Source organism: Vagococcus luciliae, from assembly GCF_024637875.1.
Classification (GTDB): Bacteria; Bacillota; Bacilli; order Lactobacillales; family Vagococcaceae; genus Vagococcus; species Vagococcus luciliae.
Window position 1 is genome coordinate 742,572 of the sequence record NZ_CP102451.1, and the last position, 14,263, is coordinate 756,834.

Sequence of the window (14,263 nt, forward strand, 5' to 3'; positions counted from 1 at the left end):
TACAGCCATAATATGAGGAAACAAAGTTGTATAAAAAGAGGAGTTTAATAAATGGAATTGAAAACATTACTAATAATTTTTTTAATTAATTTTTGTTATGTTACACTAAATACTATCCGTTTCATGTTAACAATGAAAGGGTCACGTGTTATTGCCCCATTACTTAGTATGGTGGAAATTTCCATCTATGTTGTTGGTCTATCTTTAGTATTAAATCAAATTAATAACCCTGTTAATTTGTTTGTATATGCATTAGGTTATGCTTGTGGAATTGTTTTAGGGATAAAAATTGAAGATTATTTAGCATTAGGCTATATTATGGTGACAGCTATCGTGCCATTAAATGAAGAAAACAAGGAACTTCCAGACTTGTTAAGAGACGAGGGGTATGGTGTGACGCAAACCATAGCTCATGGACGAGAAGGAGAACGATTAGTACTAGAAATTTTATCTGCTAGAAAATCGGAGCGTTCTTTATATAAAGATATTAAGGATTTTAATGACAAAGCGTTTATCATCTCTTATGAACCTAAGTACATTTCTGGAGGATTCTGGACGAAAAAAGTACGTGAAAGGAACAAGAGAAGATGATTACATTTGAACAAAAAAGATTTGATCATTTAACCCGACAAGAATTATTTTCTATGTATCACCTACGAGTTGCTGTGTTTGTTGTGGAACAAGATTGTCCTTATCAAGAGGTAGATGAGATAGATTTATCAGCTATACATGTTTTAGGAAAAAATGAAGCAGGTGAGTTAGTTGCTTATATGAGGTTGTTTCAAGAAAACCAATCTTGGCATATTGGCCGAGTAACTGTTCGAAAAAGTGATAGACATCTTCATTATGGAAGAAAGTTAGTTTCATATGGTTTGTCTTGTGTACCAACTAATCAATTAATAAAAGCACAAGCACAGAAGTATTTAAAAAATTTTTATGAATCATTTGGTTTTGAAGCAACTTCGGATGTTTATCTAGAGGATAATATTCCACATATTGATATGGAATGGATAAAAAAAATATGAAAAAACCTGTAAATGCTTAATTAGTTTTAAGCATTTACAGGTTTTTAGATTATTATTTACTGGATGTTTCAAGTACCATTGGCAGAATCATTGGATGACGTTCAGTTTTCTCAATTAGAAATGGTTGAACAGTGTTAACAATCACTTCATTTAGCATTACTTCATCACACTCGGGATGTTTTAATGCTTTTCTGATAGCGTTAAATAATAACCGTTGTGTCTCTTGGATTAATTCACCAGACTCTCTCATATAAATAAAGCCACGAGATAAAATATCTGGACCAGCAACAATCATTTTTGATTGATAGTCAACTGTGGCAACAGCTAATACTAAACCATCTTCTGAAAGAATTCGGCGATCTTTTAAAACGATGCTTCCAATATCTCCAATCCCATTACCATCAACATAAACATCCTCTGCATTAAAATGTCCGGCTCGTCTCGCACTATCGCTTGTTAGAGCTAATACATCACCGTTTTCTAAAATGAAACAATTTTCTTTAGGGACACCTGTTGCTTGAGCTAATTTCGAATGGATATTTAGCATACGATATTCTCCATGAACTGGAACGAAGTATTTTGGTTTTAATAAACGTAAAAACAGCATTTGTTCTTGCTGCCCACCGTGTCCAGATGTATGAATATTATTCACTTTACCATGAATGACATTAGCTCCAGCTTCGGATAATAAATTGATTAAACGATTCACACTAGTTGTGTTTCCTGGAATAGGTGAGCTTGAGAAAATCACGGTATCATCAGGTTGAATCGAAATCTGACGATGAGTTCCATTAGCAATACGGCTTAAGGCAGCCATTGGTTCACCTTGAGATCCAGTACATAAAATCATAATCTCATTAGCTGGGTATTTATTAATATCGCGAGCATCGATAAAGGTATCATCAGGAACGGTAATATGTCCTAATTCACGTCCATTTACAATGGCATTTTCCATACTACGACCAAAAACCGCAATTTTTCGGCCTGTTTTAACAGCTGCTTGAGCTGTTTGTTGTAGACGGAAAATATTTGAAGCAAACGTCGCGAAAATGACACGACCTTCAACTTTTTCAACAATTTTTGTAATGGATTCCCCAATTACTTTTTCAGACTTTGTAAATTCAGGAACTTCAGCATTGGTACTATCTGATAGTAAACATAATACACCTTCTTCACCTAGGCGTGCCATTTTATGTAAATTGGCCGGCTCTCCAACGGGTGTAAAGTCAAACTTAAAATCACCAGAATACACAATATTTCCTGAAGGAGTTTTAACAACAACTCCATTTGCTTCAGGAATACTATGAGTGGTTCTGAAAAAACTAATTTGAGTTTTTCTAAACTTGATCACAGTATCTTCATTCACTTCATGTAAGACAGCGTCACGAAGTAAGCCGTGTTCTTCTAGTTTATTACGAATCAATGCAAGAGCTAGAGGGCCAGCGTAGATTGGGATATTTGCTTGTCTTAAAAGAAATGGTATCCCACCAATATGATCTTCGTGCCCATGAGTAATCACTAGTGCTTTGACTTTTTTGATATTTTTAACAATGTATTGGTAATTTGGTATGACATAATCGATACCTAATAAGTCGTCTTCTGGAAATTTAATTCCAGCATCAACAATGATAATTTCATCTTGAAATTGGACGCCATAAGTATTTTTACCGATTTCCCCTAGTCCACCTATTCCAAAAACACCTGTTTCATTGTTTTTTATTTGGGGTTTCATGATTAATTAAAATCCACTAATTCAAAGTTAGTATGTTCTTTTTCATAATCTAAATGGTTTCCTTCTAGGGGTTGGATAAACTCAATGTTGTAATTAGTGTGCTCAGTAATTAATCGGCGAGCAGTGATAGGTGAATCTGATTCGATGTAAAGAGATTGTGTTTTTTCTCTTTGTGGGCTAAATTTTTTGTCCTCTTGGTAATATACTTTATAAATCATTTGACATTCTCCTTTATAATAAATGAAATTTTTATCTTTAATTTGTTAAAACACGACAAAATTAGGTGCAAGAAGACACCTTTTTAAAGTAATAGTTATCTTAAATCGTTGATTTAAGATAACATGGAATTTTGTCTTATTCCACGAATGTTTACTATCTTTTTCACCGTCGTATTTTGGAGTATACAGCTCCAACAATTAGGTTCATTTTATCATAATTGCAAATAATTGTATAGAAACATTCACTACGCCAAAAAAGGATATCGTTTTCATAGGTGAAACTTGTTTTATATTTAACTAATCACTGACTTTTTTTGACAAATCAGTTATGATAAAATGGTGTATTAAAGATATATTAAATGAAAAAAGAGGGTGGATAGATGAAAACGATGTGGAATTATGCCATGAAACAAAAAAAATTATTATTATTAAACTTTTTTTGTGTGTTTGGTTTTATTCTAATAGAATTAGGTCTACCAACTTTACTTGCAAAAATGCTAGATCAAGGTGTGATAAATAATGATATGGCAGTTGTGAAACAAGTTGGGTGGCAAATGGTGATTGTGACGGTTGTTGGAATCATTTTAAACTTAAGTTTAGCTGTTGTTGGAGCAAAACTTAACACAGGAATTATTAAACATATGCGTGAGGATATGATGGAGAGTATTCAACGCTTTTCTCATAAAGAATATGAAGATTTTGGTATGTCTTCACTTATTACTAGAACAACAAATGATGCCTTTCAAGTAATGAACTTTATGGGGATGATTTTAAGAATAGGATTTATTACTCCAATTATGTTTATTGCGAGTTTATATATGATCGTTAGAACAAGTCCTTCGTTGACGATATTTGTTTTTGTTGGCTTACCATTTTTGATACTAGGTATGTTAGTGATTGCTAAGTTTTCAGAACCTTTATCAAAACGTCAACAAAAAAATCTAGATAATATGAATCTAATATTACGCGAAAATTTATCTGGTTTAAGAGTGATTCGTGCGTTTGTTAATGAAACATTTGAAGAGAAACGATTTGATAATGTTAACAATGCTTACGCAACAAGCTCAATGAAGTTATTTAAATTAATGGCTTCAGCTCAACCAGCTTTTTTCTTACTATTTAATATTATTATGGTATTTGTTATTTGGTTTGGAAGTGTTCAAATCAATGCAGGTAGTTTAGAGGTTGGGAATTTAATCGCATTTATCGAGTATATTTTTCATGCGTTATTTTCATTCATGTTGTTTGCTTCTGTGTTTATGATGTACCCACGTGCAGCAATTTCAGCTACTCGTGTACAAGAAGTCTTAGATGTTAAACCTGCTATTCAAGATAATCAATCTGGTATCACAGAAACAAAGACACAAGGTGTCATTGAATTTGATAAGGTTTCTTTTGCCTATCCAGGTCATAGTGAAAGTCCTGTGATACGAGATGTTAGTTTTACAGCTAATCCAGGAGAAACTGTTGCGTTTATTGGGAGTACTGGTAGTGGTAAGTCAACATTAATTCAATTAATTCCAAGATTTTATGATGTGAGTCGAGGCTCTATAAAAATTGATGGAGTAGATGTACGAGATTATAAGTTAAAAAGTTTAAGAGAAAAAATTGGGTATATTCCACAAAAAGCGGTTCTTTTTTCTGGCACTATTGCAGATAATTTGCGTTTTGGTAAGCAAGATGCGACAGAAGAAGAGATGAGAGAAGCGCTGGACATCGCACAAGCAACAGAATTTGTTTCTCAAAAACCAAAAGGCTTGTTAGAAGTGATTACAGAAGGTGGTTCTAATTTTTCTGGAGGACAAAAACAACGGTTAGCTATTGCGCGAGCGATTATTAGAAAACCAGCTATCTATGTATTTGATGACAGTTTCTCAGCACTAGATTATCGAACAGATGCTATGTTGCGTCAGCGACTAAAAAAAGAAACAACAGAATCCACTGTTTTAATCGTAGCACAACGTGTAAGTACCATCATGCATGCAGATAAAATTGTTGTGTTAAATGAAGGGGATGTTGTAGGTATAGGAACGCATAAAGAGTTGCTGAAAACTTGTCAAGTTTATTATGATATTGCCTCATCACAATTAACAGAGGAGGAATTAAAATGAAACAATCATTTGGACAATTAAAAAGACTGTATCAATATATTTCTCCTTATAAATTTAGTTTTATTGGCGCTTTGTTTTTAGCGGTTATAGCAGTTGTGATGAATGCATTGATGCCATTTGTAACAGGGTTACCGACTACTAGAATAGCGCAAAATGTAAAAAATGGTGAATCGCTTGATTTTAATTATATTTTTAACGTGTTAATTGTATTATTTATCATCGGACTTGTTTACAGTTTATCTAGTTTTTTTGCCCAATGGTTTATGACACAAGTTGTGCAACGGTCCATGAAAGATTTAAGAACTGATATTTCGCAAAAAATTAATCGACTTCCCGTCTCTTACTTTGACACACATCAATTTGGGGATATTTTATCTCGTGTGACAAATGACGTGGATGCTGTAAGTAATGCGTTGCAACAAGGATTAATCGCTATCGTCAATGCCCTTTTAGGGATAACGATGGCTGTTGTGGCAATGTTAACTATCAATGTAAAATTAGCATTGTTGGTTATGTTGATTATTCCACTATCTATGATTATTTCTAAATTAGTTGTTAATTGGTCTCAACCATATTTTAAACGTCAGCAAGATTCACTGGGTGAGTTAAATGGGTTTGTTCAGGAAAATTTAACAGGGTTTAATGTATTGAAGTTATATGGCCGAGAAGAAGAAACCGTTACAGATTTTAAAGATGTCAATCAACGTTTAACAAACAATGGATTTAAAGCAGCAGCAATCTCTGGGTTGATGATGCCATTAGTTAATTTGACAGCTTACAGTGCTTATATAGGAGTTGCTGTATTAGGATCATTTTATGTGATTTCAGGAACGCTACTTTTAGGTAATTTACAAGCATTCATTCAATATGTATGGCAAGTTAGTCAACCAATGGGACAAATTACGCAGTTATCTTCTATGTTACAAAGTGCATCTGCTGCCACAAAGCGTGTTTTTACGATATTAGATGAACCAGAGTCAATTGAAAATGACGCAGATATTCCACTGCCAGATGTGATTCGTGGTGATGTTGAATTTGATAATGTATCGTTTAGTTATCAAGCAGATAGACCATTGATTCAAAATTTTAGTGTATCTGTTAAAAGTGGACAAACAGTGGCAATTGTTGGGCCAACAGGAGCTGGAAAAACGACATTGATTAATTTATTGATGCGTTTTTACGATGTAACAGATGGTGCCATTAAAATTGATGGAATTGATACGAAAAAAATGAATCGTAGTGATGTTCGTTCTCTATTTGGCATGGTACTACAAGATGCTTGGTTGTATAATGATACGATTGCTGAAAATATTCGCTTTGGTAAACTTGATGCGACAGATTTTGAAATTGTTGATGCAGCAAAAACAGCTAACGTGGATCATTTTATTCGCACAATGCCTAGTGGTTATGAGATGGCAATAAATGAAGAAGGCGATAACATCTCTCTAGGACAAAAACAACTCCTAACGATTGCTAGAGCAGTGATTTCTAATCCTAAGATTTTAATATTGGATGAAGCAACTAGTTCAGTTGATACACGTCTTGAAGGACTCATTCAAAAGGCCATGGAAAAAGTGATGGAAGGGCGAACAAGTTTTGTGATTGCTCATAGATTGTCGACCATTCGTGAAGCTGACTTAATCTTAGTAATGGATCAAGGTCAAATCATTGAACAAGGAACACATGAGAGTTTACTAGCTAAAAAAGGATTTTATGAAAAATTATATAACAGTCAATTTGCAGAAGATATAGAAGTATAAAAGATAACCACTTTGTAAACTAATCAATTCTTACTAGTAGACGTAGGTGCTATTAGTCAGTATGATTAGAATACAAGTGGTTTTTTATTTTAATTTTAGCCATAGATGGATGAAAAATGATATACTTTTGACTACGAAGTATAAGGTATTAAAATGAGTCATGCGATAATAGAATAAAGGGGAGTACGTCATGTTGAAACTAGGTGTTATTGGAACAAATTGGATTACTCATGCATTTGTCAATGCAGCCATCAAAAGTGAAGAGTATGAACTTAGTGCAGTATACTCACGAACTAAGGGAAAGGCAGAAAAATTTGCTAGTAAATACGATCATTCAGAGACCATTCAGATTATGACTAATCTATCAGAATTAAGTGAATCAGAAGATATTGATGTGGTTTATATAGCATCTCCTAATAGTTTACATTACGAGCAAGCAAGATTACTGATGACGCATGGTAAACATGTGATTGTTGAAAAACCAGCAGTTTCAACGCTAGAAGAATTAGAAGAATTAATTGATTTGGCTGAGGAAAAAGAAGTATTCTTTTTTGAAGCGGCAAGACACATACATGAAGATAATTTTCAACGTGTTGCTTCATTTTTGAAAAATAGAGAAGATATTCTTGGAGCTAATTTAACGTTTATGAAGTATTCATCCCGTTATGACGCTCTTTTAAGAGGAGAAGAACCCAATATTTTTTCTGCTAAATACTCGGGTGGAGCCTTAATGGATTTAGGCGTATACTTAGTTTATACAGCAGTAGCTTGGTTTGGTAAACCAAACTCTGTCTATTATTTTAACCAAAAATTACCCACAGGTGTTGATGGGTTAGGAACAATGATTTTCCGTTATGATACGTTTGATGTGACGATGACTGTTGGAAAAAATGCTGATAGCTTTTTACCATCAGAAGTGTATCTAAGCGATAGTACATTATGTTTAGATGCAGTCAATAGTATTGGTAGTATCATTCAAAAGAAACGAGAAAATAATGAACTGTTAGAAATTAATTTTGGAACAGAGCAATCAGAAGATGTGATGTTAGAAGAAGCAAGTGCATTTGCAAATATTATGGTTAATCCAATGGGAATTAAACAGCAAAAAATATACCAAGATTGGGTACAACTTGCCAAAGATGTTCATGGATTGATGGAAACGATGAGAAAAGAATCAGATATTATATTTGCGGCAGACGCAAAAGAAATTAGAGGGTAAAAGTATGAGTATGTTAGAATTATTGCCAGAAGTTTGGCAAAAAGAATGGGATAAACAGAGCTACGGGGAACCGACGTTAATTCAAAGTACCCTATATCCATTATTATTAGAGAGTGAAAGTGTGTTAGGGATTTCTCCGACAGGATCAGGAAAAACGGTGGCTTATTTGTTGCCGTTATTACAAAAAGTGATTCAAGGAAATGGAAATCAACTCTTAATTATTTTGCCATCACAAGAACTAGCAAGTCAAGTGGCTGATGTCACAAGGGTATGGGCTAAAGGACTAGAATTAAATGTTCAAGCCATTATCGGTGGGGCAAATGTTAAGCGACAAATTGAACGATTAAAAAAACGTCCCGAAGTTTTAGTTGGGACACCGGGACGTGTGCTGGAATTAATCAAACTTAAAAAAATTAAAGCTCATTTAATCCAAACATTAGTCTTGGATGAGGTAGATGATTTATTAAGTGATGCCGATTTTAATTCAACTAAAGGCATTATCAAAAGTGTACAAGCAGATACACAAATTGTGGCAACCTCTGCTACAGGCGAGCAAATATTACCAAGAATGGATACATTGTTTAGAACAGAGTTACGTGTGATTGATGTGACAGAAGAAGATAACACGAAAGGAAGCATTCAGCATGGCTTTATTATGACTCCAGTTAGAAAACGTTCTGAAGTATTGCGTCGATTGGCTCATGTAGAAGGATTTAAAGGACTAGTATTTTTTAATCAAGTGAGCGAGTTAGGGGCAGTATCTGAGCGATTAAATTATCTAGGTATTAAACATCAAACACTCGCTTCTGATCAACACCAAGTAGAACGAAAACGTGCGATTCATGACTTTGAAATAGGACAAGTATCATTGTTATTAACAACTGACTTAGGTGCTAGAGGATTAGATTTTTCTGATTTGGATTATGTCATTCAGTATGACTTAGCTCAAAGTGTTCCAGATTACATTCACCGTGCAGGTCGTGTAGGACGTATGGGAAAACAAGGAACGGTGATTAGTTTAGTTAATGATGGAGAAAAACGAGAACTAAATCGATTGTATAAAGAAGTCGGAAAAACAGGAACAGAGTTTTTTGCAACGCATGGAAGATTAGTGACGGAAAAACCAGATACGCACACGGAAGAAGAGAGTAAAGAAGTTCGACCGGTAAAAGAAGAAAAAGAAAAACCAATTGCCAAAAAAGAAGAAAGCAATCGAGAAAAAATGGAGACACCAAAAAAGAAAAAGAAAAAAAATCGAACTAAGAAACAAAAGAATAAAGGAGCTAAATGGAAATAATTTTTTTATGAGGGGGAAGGCATGAAAAAACGGATCGTTTTAGTCTGCTTAGCTGGCATGACTACTAATTTACTAGTAAATCGTATGAGGCGAGCAGCAGATATGACAGATAAAAATATAGATATTGTGGCTATTTCAGCATCAGAAGTTGAAAAAGATATTCAAAATGAACAGACAGATATCTACCTTTTAGGGCCACAGGTTAGATATTTAAAAAAAGAATTGAAACAAAAATTAAATAATCCAAATGTTCCTGTTAAAAATATCGATATGACAGATTATGGGTTGATGAATGGATCCAAAGTATTTGCATATGCTGAAAGATTATTAGATGATACAAGTGAATGAAAAAGATATTGTGACTAGACTTTTATTAATAAAAGTGAGAGAATCATAATAGCTTTGATGTCCCTGTAGCTCAGCTGGATAGAGCACCGTCCTCCTAAGACGGGTGTCGTACGTTCAAATCGTATCAGGGACGTTTTCTTTTTAATAAATTAATTGAATTATTAATGAGTATAATATTATATATGTTTGAATATTGTATGAAAAATTAAAAATGTATGGAAGCAAATAAAAACACGTGGTACTATGAAATCAAATAAGGATTGTAACTGGTTAAGCAGGCAAAACCTCAAATGAAGGCGTTTACTCTATAGTTGGAGATAACGGCTTGTTTGAGGTTTTGCTTTTTTGTTTTTTATAGAATTAAAGTGACTGATTGTTTTAATAAGGTTTTTCGTTGTTTATCTATTTAGATATAAATGATTTTTTTCACAATATAGATTGACGGTTTTTCCTGACAAGTGTATGATTAGTTTGTTAAATGAGAATGGTTTTCATTATTGATTAATAGAAAAAATAAACATAGGTGAAAAAATGAAAAAATTGAAGGATTGTCAGATAAATAAAGTCTATCAATTTGTTGCGTTTAATGGTCAAGAATCTCATGGAAAACATTTAAAAAATTTGGGGTTGTTACCAGGAACAGAGATAGTTTTATTATCGAATAAAAAAAATCAACCATTTATTGTTCTATTTAAAGGGACAAAAATAGGAATAGATGATACTATTGCAGAATTTATCCAAGTTAGTGAGGATATAGAAAAAAATTCTGCCGAGCTTAAAACGTTGGATGAAATTGGTATTGGAAAACATGCACAAGTAGTTGATTTCACTGCAAAAGGAGCATTAAAACGGCGATTGATGGATATGGGATTAACAAAGGGTGTGCTCGTTCAGGTAAAACAATATGCTCCTTTAGGTGATCCAATTGAAATTACAGTTAGAGGTTATGAACTTAGTTTGAGAAAACAAGAAGCGTCGTTAATTTTGGTTAAAGAGGTGTAGCTATGACAAAAAAACAAATCGCATTAGTCGGAAATCCTAATAGTGGAAAAACGAGTTTATTTAACGAGTTAACAGGGTCTAATCAATCAGTAGGGAACTGGCCAGGTGTGACAGTAGAAAAAAAAGAAGGTAAATTAAAAAAGAACCCAAATATTGTGTTACAAGATTTACCAGGAATTTATTCATTGTCACCTTATACACCTGAAGAAGTAGTCGCACGAGATTATCTATTACAAGATAATCCATCTGGTATTCTGAATATTATTGATGCAAGCAATTTAGAAAGAAATCTATATTTAACCACACAGTTATTAGAGTTAGGCATTCCAATGATTTTATCACTAAACATGATGGATGTGGTTGAGAAAAAAGGAATTCGATTAAATGAAGAAAAATTAGCTTATTCTTTAGGGATTCCTGTAGTAAAAATGAGTGTGACTAAAAAAGAAGGGTTGGCTAATGCTCTTGTAGAAATAGACAAGCTATTTGTTCATGGAAGAATTCCCGATTTTCCTCTATATGACAATCGATTAGAAGTAGCTTTGTCTGAAATAAGTGAGTTATTACCAGACAATATACCAACTCATCAAAAAAGATGGTACAGTATCAAGTTATTTGAAAGAGATGAAACAGTTTGTTCACGAAACGTCATGTCTGATAAAGTGAAAAAAGAAATTGAAGACATTATTAGTATGACAGAAGAAATTATTGGAGACGATAGTGAGAGTATTATTATCAATGAACGATATAATTATATCAGTCAAGTTGTTAGTTTGTGTTGTGTAAAAGAAACGGATTACAAACTAAGCATGAGTGATCGAATCGATAAAATAGTAACGAATAGATGGCTAGCTTTACCAATCTTTGCGTTTGTGATGTGGTTAGTTTATTATCTATCCATCCAAACCATTGGAACGATTGGGACTGACTGGGTAAATGATGTATTATTTGGAGAAATTGTTCCAGATAATGTCACCAAGTTAATGGAGATGATGGCTATTGCCCCTTGGCTACAATCGCTTGTTCTTGATGGAATTATTGCCGGAGTAGGTGCGGTACTAGGGTTTTTACCACAGTTAATGGTCTTGTTTTTATGTTTATCACTACTAGAAGATTGTGGATACATGTCACGTATCGCTTTTGTCATGGACCGATTTTTCAGACGTTTTGGTTTATCTGGTAAATCATTCATTCCAATGTTGATTTCAACCGGTTGTGGTGTTCCAGGAGTGATGGCTTGCCGAACAATAGAAAATGAAAAAGATCGACGTATGACGATTATGACCACAACGTTTATGCCATGTTCAGCTAAATTACCTATTATTGGTCTTATTGCAGGTGCTTTTTTCCCACATAGTTCTTGGGTTGCACCATCAGCTTATTTTGTAGGGATAGGGTCCATTGTTTTATCCGGTATTATATTAAAGAAAACGGCATTATTCAGTGGAGACACAGCGCCATTTATTATGGAATTACCTGATTATCACATGCCAAGATTTCAAAACAGTTTTAGACAAATGATCGAGCGCTCAAAATCTTTTGTGAAAAAAGCAGGGACGATTATTTTTGCCAGTTCTGTTATAATCTGGTTTTTATCTTCATTTAATTTTCGAGGACAAATGGTTGAAACGGATCAAAGTATTTTAGCTTTTTTAGGTCAATCAGTAGCATTTGTTTTTGCTCCACTTGGATGGGGAAATTGGAAAACAACAGTGGCAACTGTAACAGGATTAGTTGCAAAAGAAAACGTCGTAGGAACGTTTGGTATTTTGTATAGTAACTTGCAAGAAGTCTCAGAAACTGGAAAGGAATACTGGCCATTATTAAGTGCTAGTTTAACACCAGTAGCTGGATATTCATTTTTATTATTTAATCTATTATGTGCACCATGTTTTGCTGCAATTGGAGCAATACGTCGAGAAATGAATGATTGGAGATGGACAACGCTGGCGATAAGTTATCAATGTCTATTAGCTTATGTCGTTAGTTTAGTTGTTTATCAATTTGGTCATTTCCTATTTGAAGATGGCACATTTGGTATAGGACAAGTTGTAGCAAGTATGTTAGTTATTGGTCTGATTATATTAATAACAAGAAAACCTAGAAAAGAAAAATTAGTCGGTGTAGAAGGTATCAGTATATTATAGGAGTGATAGTATGGGCACAATTATTTTAGCTGGAATTATTTTTTTAGGAGTAGCTAGGGTTGTATATAAGTATGGTGTAAAAAAAGAAAAAACATGCGATTGTTCTTCGGTGGACTGTCCGATAAAAAAAGAAACGATTTCAGATAAATAGAGTATCATCATAATCCCTCATGTTAATTTTAACTATTAACGTGAGGGATTTGTTATTTAAAAATCTAAAAGTATATAAAAAATTAGATTTTATAGTAAAATAAAGGCAAAGGGATTATTCAGTCATGTTTTAAAGAACTTACATAACTTATTATTAAGAGGTAGATTTATAATAAGGTTAATATCTGTTAATAATACAAAGGAGAGAACAATCATGACAAAAATGACAGAATTATTAGGAATTCAATACCCCATCTTTCAAGGGGCAATGGCTCAAATATCAACTTCACAGCTAGTAGCTGCCGTGTCAAATGCTGGTGGATTAGGCATCATTGCATCTGGAGGTATGAGTGGTGAACAATTAAAACAAGAAATAGATAAAACGAGAGCACTAACAGATAAACCATTTGCCGTAAACGTGATGTTGATGATGGAGAACTGTGATGAAATTATTGATGTTATTATAGCTAGAAATGTGAAAATAATCACAACAGGTGCAGGGACTCCTAAACGATACATGCCACGACTAAAAGAAGCAAATATCATCGTCATCCCAGTTGTTCCTAATGCAAAATTAGCTAAAAAGATGGAAGATTTGGGAGTAGATGCGGTTGTTGCTGAAGGAATGGAAGCTGGTGGACACATAGGAGAAGTTGCAACGATGCCTTTGGTGACAGCTGTGACAAATGCTGTGACAATTCCTGTTTTAGCAGCAGGGGGAATTGCAAGTGGAAAAAGCATGGCAGCTGCATTTGCTCTAGGCGCTTCTGGTGTTCAAATGGGAACAGTCTATCTGGGATCAAAAGAGTGTCCAGTTGCTCAAGCATACAAAGACAAAGTCATAGAATCAGTAGAAACATCAACGGTTGTTACAGGTAGAAAAAATGGCGCACCTGTTAGAACGATTCGAAACGAGATGACAGCCCATTATATCGAACTTGAAAATAAAGATGTTGCTAGAGAAGAGCTTGAAAAATTAACAATGGGATCTCTAACAAAAGCTGTTGTTGATGGTGATGTTGAAAATGGCTCTTTAATGGCAGGACAAATTATTTGTCAGGTTAATAAACTTAGAAGTGTAAACGAAATACATCAGGACATATTGGATGAGTACAGAAACGTTGTTTTGCCAGAGTTGTAGATAAAAAATAGATAGTAAAGAGCAATGCAAACAATTATAGTGTTTGCATTGCTCTTTATTATTAAAGTATAAAATACTGAAAATCATTTTCTTTTAATTTTATTGATAAAATT

Annotated in this window: 13 protein-coding genes and 1 tRNA gene; 12 read left to right on the forward strand and 2 right to left on the reverse strand. The window is 33.8% G+C overall.

The annotated features are described in order from the left end of the window. The first annotated feature begins 51 nt into the window (after positions 1 to 51). Both G314FT_RS03885 and G314FT_RS03890 read left to right on the forward strand, forming a co-directional pair. On the forward strand, positions 52 to 591 hold the full coding sequence (locus G314FT_RS03885) for a DUF2179 domain-containing protein (RefSeq protein ID WP_257702138.1): 540 nt from the start codon (positions 52 to 54) through the stop codon (positions 589 to 591). Then, the gene (locus G314FT_RS03890; RefSeq protein WP_257702139.1) at positions 588 to 1,025 is read left to right on the forward strand and encodes a GNAT family N-acetyltransferase; all 438 of its coding nucleotides are present in this window, start codon (positions 588 to 590) and stop codon (positions 1,023 to 1,025) included. Before G314FT_RS03885 ends, G314FT_RS03890 begins: the two co-directional genes overlap by 4 nt. Before the next feature lie 52 nt (positions 1,026 to 1,077). On the opposite strand, the gene rnjA is transcribed toward G314FT_RS03890, so the two are convergent. Together rnjA and G314FT_RS03900 are read right to left on the reverse strand one after the other, a co-directional pair. Beyond that, on the reverse strand, positions 1,078 to 2,757 hold the full coding sequence (gene rnjA / locus G314FT_RS03895; protein WP_257702140.1) for a ribonuclease J1: 1,680 nt from the start codon (positions 2,755 to 2,757) through the stop codon (positions 1,078 to 1,080). Between the two features lie 2 nt (positions 2,758 to 2,759). After that, complete coding sequence (locus G314FT_RS03900; RefSeq protein WP_257702141.1) at positions 2,760 to 2,975, reverse strand: DNA-directed RNA polymerase subunit epsilon; 216 nt, start codon at positions 2,973 to 2,975, stop codon at positions 2,760 to 2,762. Between the two features lie 380 nt (positions 2,976 to 3,355). On the opposite strand from G314FT_RS03900, the gene G314FT_RS03905 reads away from it, so the two are divergent. From G314FT_RS03905 to G314FT_RS03950, 10 genes are all read left to right on the forward strand, one after another. Beyond that, a complete protein-coding gene (locus G314FT_RS03905; protein WP_257702142.1) occupies positions 3,356 to 5,086 on the forward strand; it encodes an ABC transporter ATP-binding protein in 1,731 nt (576 codons plus the stop codon). Further along, positions 5,083 to 6,846, forward strand: a complete 1,764-nt coding sequence (locus G314FT_RS03910) for an ABC transporter ATP-binding protein (protein ID WP_257702143.1) — start codon at positions 5,083 to 5,085, stop codon at positions 6,844 to 6,846. Before G314FT_RS03905 ends, G314FT_RS03910 begins: the two co-directional genes overlap by 4 nt. Positions 6,847 to 7,036: 190 nt before the next feature. Beyond that, complete coding sequence (locus G314FT_RS03915) at positions 7,037 to 8,065, forward strand: Gfo/Idh/MocA family protein (RefSeq protein WP_257702144.1); 1,029 nt, start codon at positions 7,037 to 7,039, stop codon at positions 8,063 to 8,065. A 4-nt stretch (positions 8,066 to 8,069) separates the two neighbouring features. Continuing rightward, positions 8,070 to 9,362 carry a DEAD/DEAH box helicase gene (locus G314FT_RS03920; RefSeq protein WP_257702145.1) on the forward strand — a complete coding sequence of 431 codons (1,293 nt, stop codon included), beginning with the start codon at positions 8,070 to 8,072 and terminating at the stop codon, positions 9,360 to 9,362. 21 nt (positions 9,363 to 9,383) lie between these two features. Then, positions 9,384 to 9,710 carry a PTS sugar transporter subunit IIB gene (locus tag G314FT_RS03925; RefSeq protein ID WP_257702146.1) on the forward strand — a complete coding sequence of 109 codons (327 nt, stop codon included), beginning with the start codon at positions 9,384 to 9,386 and terminating at the stop codon, positions 9,708 to 9,710. 59 nt (positions 9,711 to 9,769) lie between these two features. After that, positions 9,770 to 9,843 (forward strand) — tRNA-Arg (locus G314FT_RS03930). Positions 9,844 to 10,241: 398 nt separating this feature from the next. Then, a complete protein-coding gene (locus G314FT_RS03935; protein WP_257702147.1) occupies positions 10,242 to 10,712 on the forward strand; it encodes a FeoA family protein in 471 nt (156 codons plus the stop codon). 2 nt (positions 10,713 to 10,714) lie between these two features. After that, positions 10,715 to 12,859: a ferrous iron transport protein B gene (feoB, locus tag G314FT_RS03940; protein ID WP_257702148.1), complete on the forward strand. Its 2,145-nt coding sequence runs from the start codon at positions 10,715 to 10,717 to the stop codon at positions 12,857 to 12,859. A gap of 10 nt (positions 12,860 to 12,869) precedes the next feature. Next, entirely contained in the window at positions 12,870 to 13,010 is a 141-nt protein-coding gene (locus G314FT_RS03945; RefSeq protein WP_257702149.1) for a FeoB-associated Cys-rich membrane protein, read from the forward strand. A gap of 213 nt (positions 13,011 to 13,223) precedes the next feature. Continuing rightward, positions 13,224 to 14,150: a DUF561 domain-containing protein gene (locus tag G314FT_RS03950; RefSeq protein ID WP_257702150.1), complete on the forward strand. Its 927-nt coding sequence runs from the start codon at positions 13,224 to 13,226 to the stop codon at positions 14,148 to 14,150. Positions 14,151 to 14,263: the final 113 nt, after the last annotated feature.

What these genes read in the sequence shown, in the direction of transcription:
- G314FT_RS03935 (WP_257702147.1), top strand. Translation starts at nt 10,242, where the DNA reads ATGAAAAAATTGAAGGATTGTCAGATAAATAAAGTCTATCAATTTGTT.
- feoB (WP_257702148.1), top strand. Translation starts at nt 10,715, where the DNA reads ATGACAAAAAAACAAATCGCATTAGTCGGAAATCCTAATAGTGGAAAA.
- G314FT_RS03945 (WP_257702149.1), top strand. Translation starts at nt 12,870, where the DNA reads ATGGGCACAATTATTTTAGCTGGAATTATTTTTTTAGGAGTAGCTAGG.
- G314FT_RS03950 (WP_257702150.1), top strand. Translation starts at nt 13,224, where the DNA reads ATGACAAAAATGACAGAATTATTAGGAATTCAATACCCCATCTTTCAA.
- G314FT_RS03890 (WP_257702139.1), top strand. Translation starts at nt 588, where the DNA reads ATGATTACATTTGAACAAAAAAGATTTGATCATTTAACCCGACAAGAA.
- G314FT_RS03910 (WP_257702143.1), top strand. Translation starts at nt 5,083, where the DNA reads ATGAAACAATCATTTGGACAATTAAAAAGACTGTATCAATATATTTCT.
- G314FT_RS03885 (WP_257702138.1), top strand. Translation starts at nt 52, where the DNA reads ATGGAATTGAAAACATTACTAATAATTTTTTTAATTAATTTTTGTTAT.
- rnjA (WP_257702140.1), bottom strand. Translation starts at nt 2,757, where the DNA reads ATGAAACCCCAAATAAAAAACAATGAAACAGGTGTTTTTGGAATAGGT.
- G314FT_RS03905 (WP_257702142.1), top strand. Translation starts at nt 3,356, where the DNA reads ATGAAAACGATGTGGAATTATGCCATGAAACAAAAAAAATTATTATTA.
- G314FT_RS03915 (WP_257702144.1), top strand. Translation starts at nt 7,037, where the DNA reads ATGTTGAAACTAGGTGTTATTGGAACAAATTGGATTACTCATGCATTT.
- G314FT_RS03900 (WP_257702141.1), bottom strand. Translation starts at nt 2,975, where the DNA reads ATGATTTATAAAGTATATTACCAAGAGGACAAAAAATTTAGCCCACAA.
- G314FT_RS03925 (WP_257702146.1), top strand. Translation starts at nt 9,384, where the DNA reads ATGAAAAAACGGATCGTTTTAGTCTGCTTAGCTGGCATGACTACTAAT.
- G314FT_RS03920 (WP_257702145.1), top strand. Translation starts at nt 8,070, where the DNA reads ATGAGTATGTTAGAATTATTGCCAGAAGTTTGGCAAAAAGAATGGGAT.